General features: G+C 70.5%; 13 protein-coding genes. 5 read left to right on the forward strand and 8 right to left on the reverse strand.

Features of this window, described 5'->3' with window-relative positions; translation table 11 throughout:
- Positions 1-47 precede the first annotated feature (47 nt).
- The 4 genes from BWR60_RS10695 to pbpC all read right to left on the reverse strand — a co-directional run bounded on the left by BWR60_RS10695 (position 48) and on the right by pbpC (position 5,637).
- Positions 48-1,577 (reverse strand): DHA2 family efflux MFS transporter permease subunit, encoded by a 1,530-nt coding sequence (locus tag BWR60_RS10695; RefSeq protein ID WP_088151000.1) that lies wholly within the window; start codon positions 1,575-1,577, stop codon positions 48-50.
- The gene (locus tag BWR60_RS10700; RefSeq protein WP_088151001.1) at positions 1,577-2,710 is read right to left on the reverse strand and encodes an HlyD family secretion protein; all 1,134 of its coding nucleotides are present in this window, start codon (positions 2,708-2,710) and stop codon (positions 1,577-1,579) included. Before BWR60_RS10700 ends, BWR60_RS10695 begins: the two co-directional genes overlap by 1 nt.
- A gap of 3 nt (positions 2,711-2,713) precedes the next feature.
- Entirely contained in the window at positions 2,714-3,190 is a 477-nt protein-coding gene (locus BWR60_RS10705) for a MarR family winged helix-turn-helix transcriptional regulator (RefSeq protein WP_088151002.1), read from the reverse strand.
- 323 nt (positions 3,191-3,513) lie between these two features.
- Positions 3,514-5,637, reverse strand: a complete 2,124-nt coding sequence (gene pbpC / locus BWR60_RS10710; RefSeq protein ID WP_088151003.1) for a penicillin-binding protein 1C — start codon at positions 5,635-5,637, stop codon at positions 3,514-3,516.
- Positions 5,638-5,847: 210 nt separating this feature from the next.
- Between pbpC and BWR60_RS10715 the strand changes: the two genes are divergently transcribed.
- The 4 genes from BWR60_RS10715 to BWR60_RS10730 are packed head-to-tail and all read left to right on the forward strand — an operon-like array spanning position 5,848 to position 9,926.
- Positions 5,848-8,226: a PAS domain-containing sensor histidine kinase gene (locus BWR60_RS10715; RefSeq protein ID WP_218823436.1), complete on the forward strand. Its 2,379-nt coding sequence runs from the start codon at positions 5,848-5,850 to the stop codon at positions 8,224-8,226.
- On the forward strand, positions 8,223-8,864 hold the full coding sequence (locus tag BWR60_RS10720; protein ID WP_088151005.1) for a response regulator transcription factor: 642 nt from the start codon (positions 8,223-8,225) through the stop codon (positions 8,862-8,864). The genes BWR60_RS10715 and BWR60_RS10720 overlap by 4 nt, the downstream gene beginning before the upstream one ends.
- A gap of 2 nt (positions 8,865-8,866) precedes the next feature.
- Positions 8,867-9,250, forward strand: a complete 384-nt coding sequence (locus BWR60_RS10725) for a response regulator (protein WP_218823437.1) — start codon at positions 8,867-8,869, stop codon at positions 9,248-9,250.
- Complete coding sequence (locus tag BWR60_RS10730; RefSeq protein WP_088151007.1) at positions 9,240-9,926, forward strand: response regulator transcription factor; 687 nt, start codon at positions 9,240-9,242, stop codon at positions 9,924-9,926. Before BWR60_RS10725 ends, BWR60_RS10730 begins: the two co-directional genes overlap by 11 nt.
- Before the next feature lie 15 nt (positions 9,927-9,941).
- On the opposite strand, the gene BWR60_RS10735 is transcribed toward BWR60_RS10730, so the two are convergent.
- The 4 genes from BWR60_RS10735 to BWR60_RS10750 all read right to left on the reverse strand — a co-directional run bounded on the left by BWR60_RS10735 (position 9,942) and on the right by BWR60_RS10750 (position 13,208).
- Positions 9,942-11,135 (reverse strand): MFS transporter, encoded by a 1,194-nt coding sequence (locus tag BWR60_RS10735; protein ID WP_088151008.1) that lies wholly within the window; start codon positions 11,133-11,135, stop codon positions 9,942-9,944.
- 182 nt (positions 11,136-11,317) lie between these two features.
- Positions 11,318-11,842 (reverse strand): cupin domain-containing protein, encoded by a 525-nt coding sequence (locus BWR60_RS10740; protein ID WP_218823438.1) that lies wholly within the window; start codon positions 11,840-11,842, stop codon positions 11,318-11,320.
- Positions 11,843-11,974: 132 nt separating this feature from the next.
- Positions 11,975-12,727: an NAD-dependent epimerase/dehydratase family protein gene (locus BWR60_RS10745; RefSeq protein ID WP_088151009.1), complete on the reverse strand. Its 753-nt coding sequence runs from the start codon at positions 12,725-12,727 to the stop codon at positions 11,975-11,977.
- Between the two features lie 28 nt (positions 12,728-12,755).
- Entirely contained in the window at positions 12,756-13,208 is a 453-nt protein-coding gene (locus tag BWR60_RS10750; protein WP_088151010.1) for a GNAT family N-acetyltransferase, read from the reverse strand.
- A 68-nt stretch (positions 13,209-13,276) separates the two neighbouring features.
- Here BWR60_RS10750 and BWR60_RS10755 point away from each other — a divergent pair, with 68 nt between their 5' ends.
- Positions 13,277-13,771, forward strand: coding sequence for a MarR family winged helix-turn-helix transcriptional regulator (locus BWR60_RS10755; protein WP_088151011.1), 495 nt, complete (start codon positions 13,277-13,279; stop codon positions 13,769-13,771).
- Positions 13,772-13,925: the final 154 nt, after the last annotated feature.

A 13,925-nucleotide genomic window follows, 5' to 3' on the forward strand; every position in this document is an offset into this window, starting at 1 on the left:
TCCTGCCGCACTATACTACTCAGTAGCACCAACGTCCAAGAGCGTCGTCAATCCGCATGCACCGACACCGCCGGCGCGCTGCCGCCGCCCTTGGGCTTGCGCAGCAGGATCAGCAGCGGGATCGCGGCGATCGCCAGCACCATCAGCAGCTTGAAGTCGTCGATATAGGCGATCAGCGAGGCCTGCTGGTTCACCATCTGGTCGACCATGGCGCGGCCGGTCAGCGTGGCCGGCGACATCATGTCCGGCAGCTGCTGCACCGCCGGGCTGAAGGCAGTGACATGCTCGCCCAGCAGCTGGTGGTTGACCTGGGTGTTGCGGGTCAGCAGCGCGGTGACGATCGAGATGCCGATCGAGCTGCCGAGGTTGCGCGACACGCTGTAGATGCCCGCCCCCTCGTCCAGATACAGCCGCGGCAGGGTCGAGAACGCCATGGTCGAGAGCGGCACGAAGACCAGTCCGAGGCCGGCGCCCTGCACCAGGCCGTCGACCATGAACTCGGTCTGCGAGATGTCGAGGTTGTAGCCGCTCATCCGCCACAGCGAGCCGATGATCATGGCCAGCCCGGTCAGCAGCAGGATGCGGGTGTCGACCTTGCCGATCAGGCGGCCCACCACCATCATCGCCGCCATGGTGCCGATGCCGCGCGGGCCCATCACCAGGCCGGCGGTGACCACCGGATAGCCCAGCATGTTCTGCAGGAACGGCGTCGCCAGGGCCATGATCGAGTAGTAGAGCGACCCGACGATCGCCATCACCACCATCGCCACCACGAAGTTGCGGTCGGTGAACAGCGCCGGCCGCACGAAGGGCGCGTCCGCCGTCAGCAGGTGGATGACGAAGAGGTAGAAGCCGAGCACCGCCAGCACCAGCTCGATGATGATCTCGAGCGAGTTGAACCAGTCCTGGTCCTGGCCGCGGTCGAGCATCATCTGCAGCGCGCCGATGCCGAGGCTGAGGAAGGCGAAGCCGAGCCAGTCGAAGCGCTTGGCCGCCTGCTTGCCGCTGTCGGACATGAAGATCCACATCCCGGCCAGCGCCAGGGCGCCGATCGGCACGTTGATGTAGAACACCCAGCGCCAGGAGTAGTGGTCGGTCAGCCAGCCGCCGAGCACGGGGCCGAGGATCGGGCCGACCATGACGCCGACGCCCCAGATCGCCATGGCCTGGCCGCGCCGCTCCGGCGGGTTGATGTCGATCACCGTGGCCTGGGACAGCGGCACCAGCGGCGCGCCGAACACGCCCTGCAGCAGCCGGAAGCCGACGATCTCGGTGACGTTCTGGGCCAGGCCGCACAGCACCGATGCGACGACGAAGCCGATCACCGAGATGATGAACAGGTTCTTGCGGCCGATGCGGCTGACCAGGGCGCCGGTGACCGGCGTCATGATCGCCGCGGCGACGATGTAGGAAGTCAGGACCCAGTTGATCTGGTCCTGGTTGGCGCCGAGATTGCCCTGCATGTAGGGCAGGGCGATGTTGGCGATGGTGGTGTCCAGCGCCTGCATGATGGTCGCCAGCATCACGCAGACCGTGATCATCCCCCGGTAGGGGACGGTTTCGCCTGGGGCTGCCATCACTGTGCTCCGAACGCCGTGCCTCCGAGGAAGGGCAGGCCGCGGGCATGGCCGGTGTCGATCGCGACCTCGGTGCTCATGCCTGCGCGCAGCTGCGGCTTGCCGGCGGTGTCGACCAGGACGCGGACCGGGATGCGCTGGGTCACCTTCACCCAGTTGCCGCTGGAGTTCTGCGGCGGCAGCAGCGAGAACTCGGCACCGCTGGCCGGGCTGAGGCTGTCGACCTTGCCCTGCCAGGTGACGCCCGGATAGGTGTCGACCGTGACCTCGACCGGCTGGCCGGTCTTGACGTTGGTCAGATCGGTCTCGTTCAGGTTGGCGTCGATCCAGACCTTGTCGGAGCGGACGATCGCCAGCACTGGCGACCCGGCGGTGACATAGGCGCCGGGCAGCACCGCATCGGCCTTGGCGGCGATGCCGGGGAACGGCGCCTTGACCTGGGTGTGGTCGAGGTCGAGCTGCGCCTGGTCGCGCCGGGCCTGGGCCTGGCGATAGGGCGGATAGTCGGCCAGCGCCAGGTCGGCGTCGCCGCCCAGCTTGGCCAGGGTCATGCCGATCTGCGACTGGGTGACGTCGACATTGCTCTTGGCCACGTCCAGCGCCTGGCGGGCATCGTCGAGCGACGACTGCGAGGCGTTGCCGTTCCTGGCCAGGGCGGAGATGCGGTCGAAGTCCTTCTGGCGATAGTCCTGGGTGGTGCGGGCCTGGTCCAGCGTCGCCTTCTGCTCCACCAGGTTCGCCTTGATGCCCTGGAAGTCGAAGGCGGACTGGCGCATGTCGGCCTCCGCCTGCTCCAGCGCGTAGCGCGGCGCCCGGTCGTCGATGTGGAACAGCACCTGGCCGGCCTTGACCGGCTGGTTGGTGGCGACGTCGATGGCGACCAGCCGGCCCGAGATCTCGGGCGCGATCGACACCGTGTCGGCATGGACATAGGCGTTGTCGGTGCCGGCGTAGCGGCCGCCCATGGCGTAGAGCGCCAGCCCCACCACCGCCACGACCAGCGGCACGCCGCCCAGCAGCACCAGGCGCAGGCCGCGCCGGCGCCGCTTCGGCGGCGACGCGATCGGCGCGGGCGTCCCGCTGGCCGGCTGCGGCTGGGATTTCAGGGTGGAGTCGTTGCTACCGTCCGGCATGTCTCAGCACCGCTTGGCGGCATCGGCCGCCGGTTCGTCGGAATCACAGGTCAGCCTGGTCTTCATCAGCTGCAGGTCGCCGATCAGCCGGACCATGACCTCGGCCGGCAGCTGGGCGTTGGTGTCCTCCTGCCACTGCGCGATCACGGCCTCGAGCCGGTCGACCACCGGCCGCGCGGGCGGCAGCAGGTGCAGCGAATAGGCGCGCCGGTCGTTCGGGTCCCGCCGCCGCTCGACCCAGCCGCGCTTCTCCATCCGGTCGAGCAGGCCGGTGACGGTCATCTTCTCGACATCCAGCATCTCGGCCAGGCGCGCCTGGGTGATGCCGGGGTTGCGGTCGAGGAAGATCAGCACCCGGTATTGCGGCCGGGACAGGTCGAGGCCGGCCGCGCGCACCCGCTCCTCGAAGCGGCGGCGCAGCACCTGGTCCAGATCCTTGATCAGCGTGTAGAGGCTGACGAGAGGCTTGATCTCGCTCATAGAGACTAAACGACCTGACTGTAAACTGCCTTACTATATGGCCCCTGACCGACGCCGGCAAACTCTGGACCCATCGGTCCAGCGCAGGGCAGCCGACAGGAATTCGCGCAGCGGGGCCGGTTTCTCGCCCTCTCCCATCCGCCCCTCGGCGTCATTGCGAGGAGGCGAAGCCGACGAAGCAATCCAGGGGCCGGTTCGCATTGGCCCCTGGATTGCTTCGCTGCGCTCGCAATGACGGTGGTGGGATTCTGAAAAGGTCTCATCGTCCTCATCCCGTGGCGCAGCGGCGCGCACGGCATGACGATCAATCCGTCAACAGAAGGTCAGCGCAGCCAGACCCGGGCCGTGGCGGTGGCGCCGGTGGCGTCGATCACGGTGATCTGGGCCGCGCCCGGGCCCGGCGGCGTCCAGTCGGCGTCGCGCTTCAGCGGCGAGGACGGGATCGGCCTTCCGTCGACCATCCACAGGAACGGCCGGCGCCCGCCTGTGGCGACCAGGGACAGGGAGCCGAAGCGGTCGCCATCCTGCGGCCGCTCCACCGCCGCGCCATCGGCCGGGAAGGCGATCACCAGCGGTTCCAGCCCGGCCAGCGACGGCAGCGGCGCCAGCGACACCGGGCCGGCGGCCAGCCGCTTCAGCCGCGGCGGCAGGTCCTCCGCCCGCAGCACCGGCGTGCCGGACGGCGCCGGGCCGACCACGTCGCGGGTCGGCGGCGGCAGCAGGGCGAAGGCGCGGAACAGCAGCGGCGCCGCAGTGTTGCGGCCGAAGCGGTCGGGGCTGGGCGACCCGTCCGGCCGGCCGACCCAGACACCGATCGTGTGCTCGGCGTCGAAGCCGATCGCCCAGGCGTCGCGGAAGCCGTAGGAGGTGCCGGTCTTGAAGGCGATGCGGCGGCCGTCGCGCATCAGCCCGGGATCGGCCATGGCCACCGGCGGCGGGGCCGAGGCGAGGATGTCGGTGACATACCAGGCGGCCGAGGGGTCGAGGATGCGCGGGCCGTCGTCGCCGGAGGGCGGGGCATCGGCGCGCCAGACCAGGTCGGGCACGATGCCGCCGCGGGCGATGCCGGCATAGAGGCGGACGAGGTCGAGCAGCGTGGTGCCGCCGCCGCCCAGCGCCACCGCCAGGCTGGGCAGCACCGTCGGGTCGTCGAAGCGCAGCGGCGCGCCGGCCTGGCGCAGCCTTGCGGCGAAGCGGGCCGGGCCGACATGGTCCAGCATCTGCACCGCCGGGATGTTCAGGGATCGCTGCAGCGCCTCGCGCACCGAGACCTCGCCGGAGAAGCCGGGGTCGAAATTGCTCGGCGCGTAGTCGCCGAAGCGCATCGGCAGGTCCAGCACCACCGTCTCCGGCAGGATGATGCGATCCTCGAACCCCATGCCATAGATGAAGGGCTTGAGCGCCGAGCCGGGCGAGCGCACGGCGCGGGCGAGGTCCATCTGGCCGTCGCGCCGCTCCTCGAAGAAGGTGCCGGAGCCGAGATAGCCGACCACCCGGCCAGTCGCGTTCTCCACCACCACCGCGGCCAGGTTGCTGCTGGCGTCGAGGCCGCGCAGCGACCGATCGGCCAGCTCCTCCAGCCCCGCCTGCAGCCGTCCGTCGATGGTGCTGCGCAGCACCTCCTCATCCCGGTTGCCGGCCAGCAGCCGCTCGGCCAGGTGCGGTGCCCGGAACGGCAGCGGCTGCCGGGTGGTCGGGGTCGGCTGCTCGGTCGCCTCGCGCGCCGCCTGCGGGTCCAGCGCCCCGGCGGCGGCGACGCGCATCAGCACCCGGTCGCGCGCCGCCCGCGCCGATTTCGGGAAGCGGTCGGGCCGCAGCCTTGTGGGCGATTGCGGCAGCGCCACCAGGAGCGCCGCCTCGCCCGGCGTCAGCAGCTTCGGCTCCTTGCCGAAATAGGCCAGGGACGCGGCCCGCACGCCTTCGAGATTGCCGCCGAACGGCGCCAGGGTCAGGTAGATGCCGAGGATCTCGTCCTTCGAATAGTGCATCTCCAGTTGCAGCGCCCGCGCCATCTCGATCAGCTTCGAGCCGAGGGTGCGCGGCCGCGGCTCCAGCAGGCGCACGGCCTGCATGGTCAGGGTCGAGGCGCCGGAGACGACGCCGCCATGCCGCACCATCTGGCCGAAGGCGCGGGCGGTGGACAGCGGGTCGATGCCGAGATGCCGGCGGAAGCGCTTGTCCTCATAGGCCTGCAGCAGGGCGAGGTAGAGCGGCGACACGTCGCCGACCATCGCCTTCAGCCGCCAGGTGCCGTCCCGGGCGGTGAAGGCGCGCAGCAGCTGCCCGTCCTTGTCGAGGACGATGGTCGAGCGGTCGAGATAGCGGTCGAGCGCCGGCGGGTAGCGGGCGTCGAGCCAGAACGCCGTGCCGACGACCAGCACGGCGAGGACGGTGAACGCCCCCGCCTCGATCGCGATCCTTCGCCAGATGCCCCGAGTCGCCGCCATGCCGCCAGTCTAGCGCAGCCGATGGCGGATTGATGGCCGAAGCGGGCAGAGGCCGCGGCGGCCGCACCGCGATGCGATGCATGGATTTCCATGAGGTGCGTCCCGGGCCAGGGCGGGGGTAGGATGGGTGCGACCCTGGATGTCGATGACAAGCGTTGGGCGGAGCGTTCACGGTCCCTGGCGTTCAGTGTCCGGCAGGAGCAGCCGATCATGAGAGCAGCACGCCCCGAGCAGGGCCTGTCGGTCGATATCGACGTCCACGAGAAGACCGTGGCGGCGCTGCGCGACCGAGAGCGGGAGCTGTTGCAGCTCGTGGACATGGTCCCGAGCCATGTCTGGCGCCTGGGACCCGATGGCGAGCCGAGCTTCTTCAACCGCCGCATGGTGGAGTTCATCGGCCTGGACGTGGCGGATACGAACAGGCCGGGAATGACCCGGCTGGCGGCGATGATCGAGGCCACGGTCCATCCGGACGACGCGGCGGTGTTTGCGGACACGCTGCGCCATAGCCTCTCCACCGGCGAGCCTTTTTCCATGAGGTATCGCCTGCGCCGGGCCGATGATGTGTATCGCTGGATGTCGAGCCGCGCGGAAGCGATGCGGGATCAGGCCGGATCCATCGTCCACTGGAACGGCCTGTGTCACGACATCGACGACCTGATGCGGGCGGAGGAGGTGCTGCGGCAGAGCCGGCAGCAGCTTCAGGAGACCATCGACGCCGTGCCGATCCGGATCTGGAGCGCGGCGTCGACCGGCGGGCCGGTCTACTTCAACAAGAGATACCGGGATCATCTCCGCTCCGTCGTTCCGCATCTCGAGGAACTCGAGGAGCCGCGCATCGACGTGCTGCTGCAGCAGCTCGTCCATCCCGAGGACGCTCCGGAGGTCATGCGCGCGCTTCAGGGCACGTCCGCCACCGGCGGCACGGCCGTGATGCGGTTCCGCTGGCTCGAACAGGGCGGCGCCTATCGCTGGGCGGAGTGCCGCGTGGAGCCGCGGCGCGATCAGGCCGGGGCAATCGTGCAGTGGTACGGCGTGTCCCTCGATATCGACGAGGAGGTGCGCGCAAGGGAGGCGTTGCGCGAACGGGAGCGGGAGCTCTCCCAGTTCGTCGACATGGTCCCGATCTATCTCTGGCGGCTGACCCCGGAGGGCGAGCCGAACTTCCTCAACAAGCGCCTGATCGATTTCCTCGGCCTGGATCTGGTCAAGGCTGTCACGCCCGGCGCCAGCCGGCTGGCCGCCTTCATCGAGACTGCCGTCCATCCCGACGATGCCGCCGGCCTCAGCCAGGCGCTGAAGCGCTGCCTCGCCACCGGCGAGAGCTTCGCCATGAAGTACCGCATGCGCCGCGCCGACGGCGTCTATCGCTGGATGGAGGGCAGCGCGGAGCCGATGCGCGACCAGGGCGGACGGATCGTCCAGTGGTACGGCCTCTGTCGCGACATCGACGATCAGCTGCACGCCGAGGAGGCGCTGCGCGGCCGCGAGCGGGAGCTGTCGCTGCTCGTCGACATGGTGCCGAGCAATCTCTGGCGCCTGACCCCGGACGGGGAGACCACCCTGGCCAACCGGCACATGGCCGAGTTCCTCGGCATGGATCTGGGGGACAAGAGCCAGCTGGAGGAGGTGTTCGGCACCATCTTCCACCCCGACGACGCCGAGGAGGTGGGAAACGTGCTCGGCCGCTGCCTGGTCACCGGCGAGCGCTTCTCGATGAAGTACCGGCTGCGCCGCGCGGACGGCGTGTATCGCTGGATGTCGGGCCGCGCCGAGCCGATGCGCGACCAGGACGGTCGCATCGTCCAGTGGTTCGGCCTGTGCCACGACATCGACGACCAGGTGCATGCCGAGGAGGCGCTGCGGCGCGCCTCGGACCAGCTGGCGCGGGCGACGCAGGCGGCGAGCCTGGCCGAGCTGTCCGCCTCGATCGCGCATGAGGTGAACCAGCCACTGGCCGCGATCGTCGCCAATTCCCACGCCTGCCACCGTTGGCTGTCCGCCGATCCACCGAATCTCGAGCGCGCCAAGATCACAGCCGAGCGCATCACCCGCGACGCCAACGAGGCCGCGGATGTCGTCAGCCGCATCCGTGCCCTGTTCCGCCGCACGCCGCACGCCAGGTCGGCGGAGGACGTCAACCGGCTGATCGGGGAGGTCTGCCGGCTGGTGGCTGACGAGATCACGATGAAGAGCATCCGCGTCAGGATGGCGCTGGAGCCGGACCTGCCGCCGGTCGCGCTCGATCGCGTCCAGGTGCAGCAGGTCTTCATGAACCTGATCCGGAACGGGATCGAGGCGATGGAGGCCGTGGGCGACGGATCGCGCGCGCTCGAGATCCGCTCCTCCCGCGACGGTCCCGATGCGATCCGCGTCGAGGTCCGCGACGCCGGACCCGGGTTCAAGGACCCCGAGCGCGTCTTCGAGCCGTTCTTCACGACCAAGCCGCAGGGCATGGGCATGGGTCTCGCCATCTGCCGCTCGATCATCGAATCGCATGGCGGCCGCCTCTGGACCGCCAACAACGAGCCGCGGGGGGCCGCCGTCGCCTTCATGCTGCCCTTGTCAGCGCCGGGCGAGGCGTCATGAGCGAGCGCGAGGAGATCGTCTTCGTGGTCGACGACGACGCCAGGGTGCGCGAGGCGGTCGGCGAGTTGCTGGAATCCCTGGGATGGCGGGCCGAGACCTTCGCGGCCGCCGCGGACTATGTCGCCTCCCCGAAGCCCGATGTCCCGGCGTGCCTGATCCTCGATGTCGAGCTGCCCGATATCAACGGCCTGGAGCTCCAGGCGCAGTTGGCCCACGACGCCCATCCCCCGATCGTCTTCATCACCGGGCATGGCGACATTCCATCGTCGGTGCGCGCGATCAAGCACGGCGCCGTGGACTTCCTGACCAAGCCCTTCAGCGACGCCGCCCTGACCGCCGCCGTCCAGGCGGCGATCGCCCAGGATCGGGGCAAGCGGTCGGAGCGCGCCGAGCTCGGCGTGCTGCGGCAACGCTATCTCGACCTGACGCCGCGCGAGCGCGAGGTGCTGCCGCTGGTGGTGAGCGGCCTTCTCAACAAGCAGGCCGCCGCCGAGCTGGGGATCAGCGAGGTGACGCTGCAGATCCACAGACGGAACGTGATGCAGAAAATGGCGGCGGCGTCGCTCGCCGATCTCGTGCGGATCGCGGAGAGGCTGGACATCCCGATCACGCATTCGCGCCGGGCGGGGGGACATTGAGCGTGCGCAAGTCCGTGGTGGCGATCGTCGACGATGATCCGAGGCTTTTGGAATCGCTGGAGGAGCTTCTGGAGTCCGCGGGCTATGGGACGCGCAGCTTCCGATCGGCGGAGTCGCTGCTGATCAGCGGGCTGTCGGGCCTGGACCTGCTGATCACCGATATCGGGATGCCGGGCCTGGACGGCTTCTCGCTTCGCGACCTGGTGATCAAGGCGCGTCCGAACCTGCCGGTCTTCCTGATCACCGGCCGCCACGAGATCGCGGATCAGGACCGGGCCCGCGGCATCAGCGGAGTCTTCCGCAAGCCCTTCGACGCCAAGGCCCTGCTGAAGGCCGTCGGCAATGCCTTGAACAATCAAGACAGGGGAGGTGATCATGCAACTTGACCAGCCGCTCCCGCGGAGATCGGCGCCGCCACAGCTGAGGAGCGAGGCGGACCCTCCGCTCGTCATCATCGTCGACGACCACGCGCCGGTCCGGGAGGCGCTGTCGGAGCTGATCCGGTCGGCGGGGTTCCGGCCGGTGTGCTTCGCCTCGACCCATGAGCTGCTCGACGCCGATGTCATCGACAGCCCCGGCTGCCTGATCCTCGACGTGCGCCTGCCAGGGGCGAGCGGCCTCGACCTGCAGCATCACTTGGCCCGGACCGGCAACCCCAAGCCGATCATCTTCCTCACCGGGCATGGCGACATCCCGATGACGGTCCAGGCCATGAAGGCCGGCGCCGTCGATTTCCTCACCAAGCCGGTCCGCGACCAGACCTTGCTGGACGCCGTCGCGGTCGGCATCGAGCGTGACGCCGCGCAGCGCGCCAGGACCCGGGTCGTCCGGCTGCACGCCGACCGTTACAGGACGCTGACCCGGCGCGAGCGGCAGGTGATGTGCGCCGTGGCGCTGGGCCAGGTCAACAAGCAGATCGCCCATCACCTCGGCATCAGCGAGGTCACCGTCAAGCTCCACCGCAGCAACGTCATGCACAAGATGCAGCTGGCCTCCGTCGGCGAGCTCGTGCGCGCCTGGGAGGCGCTGCCGGCCGGGCTGCGCGAGGCGGCGGAGGACTGACGGCGCCTCGCGACATCACGCCGTGGCGTCGGCGGCGGGCGTGGCGCGGCCCGTTGCCCTGAGGCACCGGTCGACGACCATGGCGAGGCCCCAGGCGGCAGCCGTGACGGCGACGCAGGCCGCGGCGAGGCCGGCATAGCCCGCCGCCGCGATCACGGATCCGGCGGCCAGGGGGCCGGCGGCGAAGCCGAGCAGATAAGCCGAGCCCGCCGCCGCGGCCCAGCGCCCGCTGCGGTCGAGCGCGGCAGCAAGGCCGAAGAGGTAGGGGATCGAGAAGTAGTAGATGACGACCGACGCGACGACGGCGACGGCATAGACGGCCGAGTCGTACGAGAGGCAGAGCGCGAGCGTGGCGAGCGCGAAGACCGTGCAGAACCCGGAGATGGGAACCACCCGCCCCCAGCGCACATTGAGCGCGGTGGCGGCCCCCGCGCCGGCGAGGCCGACCAGCGACGCGATCGTCAGCGCATAGCCAACCGCGCCGGTGTCGAGGCCGGCGCGCTCGCCCAGCGACGCGCTGAAGGCGTAGAGCGCGGCGGAACCCGCGACGTAGAGCGCGGTCGCCGCGAGCGTCATGATGCCGAGCCATGGCGACGTTCGCGCCGCGTCCGCCGCGGCCCCGCTGCCCTTGGCGCGCGCATCCGGGAGCAGGAGCAGCAGCGGCGCCAACGCCAGGGTCACGCCCGCGATCAGGGCCAGGATGCCGCGATGCGCATAGGCGTCGGTCAGCTGGCCGCCGGCGGCGAAGAGCGGGACGCTGCCCAGGGCCCAGGCGACCTGGAAGATGCCGTAGAGCTTGTCCGGATTGCGGGACCGGGAGGCGACGACGGAGAGCGACACCGCCCAGAGCGCGCCCTCGCCGATGCCGGCCAGGCCGCGCAGCAGGGCGAGCGATGCCAGCGAGGCGCTGAAGATCGACATCCCCTGGGCGAGCAGCGCCAACGCGACGGCGGCGAGCGCGACACGTCGGCACGGCAGCCGGGGCAAGGCGGGCGCGATGGCGATCGCGGTGACGGCGAGGGCGAGGAACTCGACGGAGGCGGCGAAGCCGGCTTCGCGCTCCGACAGCGCGAGGCCGGTCATGACCCCGCCGATCATGAAGGGGGACATCTGCGCGACCAGCCCGCCGATCACCTGCGCGGCGATCGCGCCGACCACGAGGGGCATGGGATCGCGGACCGTCGAGCGCGCGTGCGGGATATCAGACATGACGCTGCTGTGCTCCCTGTTCGCCGTTCGGAGCATCCCCTCGTCCTTCCCGGCCGGTGCGGCGGTCCCATCGTCGACGCCTGACGAGGCGAGCCGGTACGCACCGGGCTTATCCTACCGCGAATCCCCTTCCTTCCGGCACTGCCTGCGGAGCGTCTCCCTGAGGCTCCGCCATCCGGCGGCTACTTCTCGGGGATCACCAGCGGGCCGCAATTGTCGTCGGCGACGAACACCGCCAGGATCTGCGCCGGCTCGGTGGCGCTGGCGTTCTCGGCGAACAGGTGCAGCGCCTGCGGCGGCTCGAACCAGCTGGCGCCGGGGCCGTAGACCTGCGGCGGGCCGCCGGCCATCTGCGAGCGCACCGCGCCCTTGATGACATAGGCGGTGACCGAGCCGGGATGGCGGTGCGCCGGGGTGTAGGCGCCCGGCGGAAAGTCGACCGTGACGGTGGTGATCGACTTGCCGGGCGCGTTCGGCAACGCCTCGCAGGACACCGGCCTGACCACCGAGGCCGGCCGGTCGCCCGGCACGGCGCCGGCCGCGGCTTCGGCATGGACATGGCCCGGCATGGCGGACATCGCAGGAGCCGCGGCGGGCGGGCCGGCCGGCCGGGCGACCAGCAGCGCCGCGGCGGCGACCAGGACCACACCGCCGGCCGCCAGGGCCATCAGCCGCGCCGGCAGCGGGCCGGGATGAAAGGCCGACATGAGCATTCTCCCTCTCAACAGCGTCCGGAGGTCTTCTGGAAATGCGCTGGTGTGAGTCGGCTGGCGGTGGTTTCGAGAACCGGAGCGCAGCGCACATTTGGTGCGTGAGCACCGGAAGCGCAGAAACCGCCGTCAGACGGCCTCACCAGTAGCATTTCCAGGAGACCGGAAGCCGGCATCCCAGCCGAGCTCCCGCATTGCCTTCTCGACCAGGGCCGGGCCGCCGGGCTCGGCCACGTTGAACAGGCCGGGGCGGCCGCGATCGACCGCCAGCAGCGCCGCCCGGGCCGCGGCGTCGACATGGACCGAGCCCGGCGCCGGCGCCGCATCCACGCCGGTGCCCGGGCCGTAGAACTGGCCGTAGCGCAGCACCAGCCCTTCCAGCGGCGGGGTGTTCAGCACCTGCGTCTCCAGCGCTGCCACGCCGTCGATGCTGACCCGGCGCGGGCTGTCGGGCGACCGGTCGAGCGGATGGTCCTCGGCATAGGGCGGCGTGCCGGGGGCGTAGACCCAGGCGATGCTCTGGGCGATCAGCCGGCGGGCCCCGGCCTCCCGCGCCGCAGCGACCAGGTTGCGCGTGCCCTCGCTGCGGATGCGGGCGTTGCGCGGCACGCTCTCGGCCATGCGCGCCGGGTCCAGGCCGGGCGGCAGGTCGGTCAACTGGTGGATCACCACCTGCGGCCGCGCCGCGGCGACCGCGTCGGACAGGGCCCGGGTGTCGAACACGTCGACCACCACCGGCTCTGCCCCGAGTCGGTGCAGCACCTCGGCCTTGGCCGGGTCGCGTGTGGTGCCGAAGACCTCGTGCCCGGCGTCGCGCAGCAGCGGCACCAGGCGGCGGCCGACGGCGCCGCCGGCGCCGGCGAGGAAGATCCTGGACGTCATGATGTCCTCCTTGGGAACGGAGCCCGCCTCACTCCAGCGGCAGGCCGAAGCGCAGCGCGGTCGCGAGCAGGCCGCAGCGGTAATAGAAGCGGTGGCCCAGCACGTTGGTCAGCGGGGTGTCCAGCACCAGCCGGGCGCAGCCGAAGGCCTTGCCCTCCTCCGCCAGCCAGGCGATCAGCCGGGCGCCGTGGCCGCCGCCGCGCTCGGCCTCGTCGGTGACCAGGTCGTCGACATAGAGGTGCGGGCCGTAGACCAGGTTCTCCTGGATGCGGAAGCCGGCCAGCGCCACCGGGCGATCGCCGCGCCACAGCGCGGCCAGCCGGTAGCCGGACGCGGCCTGCAGCCGCCAGCGCGCCACGAACTGCTCCGCCGAGGCCAGATGCGGCCGCAGCTGGCGCATCACCGGCCAGCAGGCGGCGACCGCGGCCTCGTCCTCGACGGCTCGGAGATCCAGGGGTTCGGCGTCAGGCACGGCCGACATGGCGATGGCCCTTTCCGGAGAGTCGGGATAGTATCAGAACACGAACAATATATAAGAGCTCTGATAATATGGTCAAGGGCAGTGACGGGCCGGCGATTCCGCGGCCGGGCGAGGGCAAGCGGGGTGAGGCCGGGTATTTCGGCTATCTGCTGCGCCAGGCCGGCGGCGCCTATCGGCTGCGGATGGAGCGCGCCTTGGCCGATCTGGAGGTGACGCCGCCGCAATTCGCGGCGCTGACCATGGTCGCCGCCTATCCCGGCCTGTCGGGCGCCGATCTGGCACGGCTGGCGGTGCTGACGCCGCAGACGGTCAGCGTCATCATCGCCAATCTGGAGCGCGCCGGGTCGGTGCAGCGCCGGCCGCACCCGGTGCATGGCCGCATCCTGACCCTGGAGATCACCGATAGCGGCAAGGCGCTGCTGGCCCGCTGCCGCGAGCGGGTGCTGGTGCTGGAGACGCAACTGGCCGCCGGGCTGACGCCGGAGGAGGAGGCGGTGATCCGCCGCTGGCTCGCGGCGGTGGCGGCGGAGGGTGGAGAGGCCGTGGACGGCGAAGCCGGTTGAAGCAAATGAGTCCCCCCTCCCCTTGCGGGAGGGGGGTAGCAACTGTCTTGGGAGAGAGGTGTCATGCGGCGTGGTTTTGCCACGGTGCGTTGTCCCTGAGCATGGCGTTGAGGATGGTGAGCATCCGGCGCATGACGGCGACGATGGCGACCTT

This window comes from Inquilinus limosus (assembly GCF_002195995.1).
Classification (GTDB): Bacteria; Pseudomonadota; Alphaproteobacteria; order DSM-16000; family Inquilinaceae; genus Inquilinus; species Inquilinus limosus_C.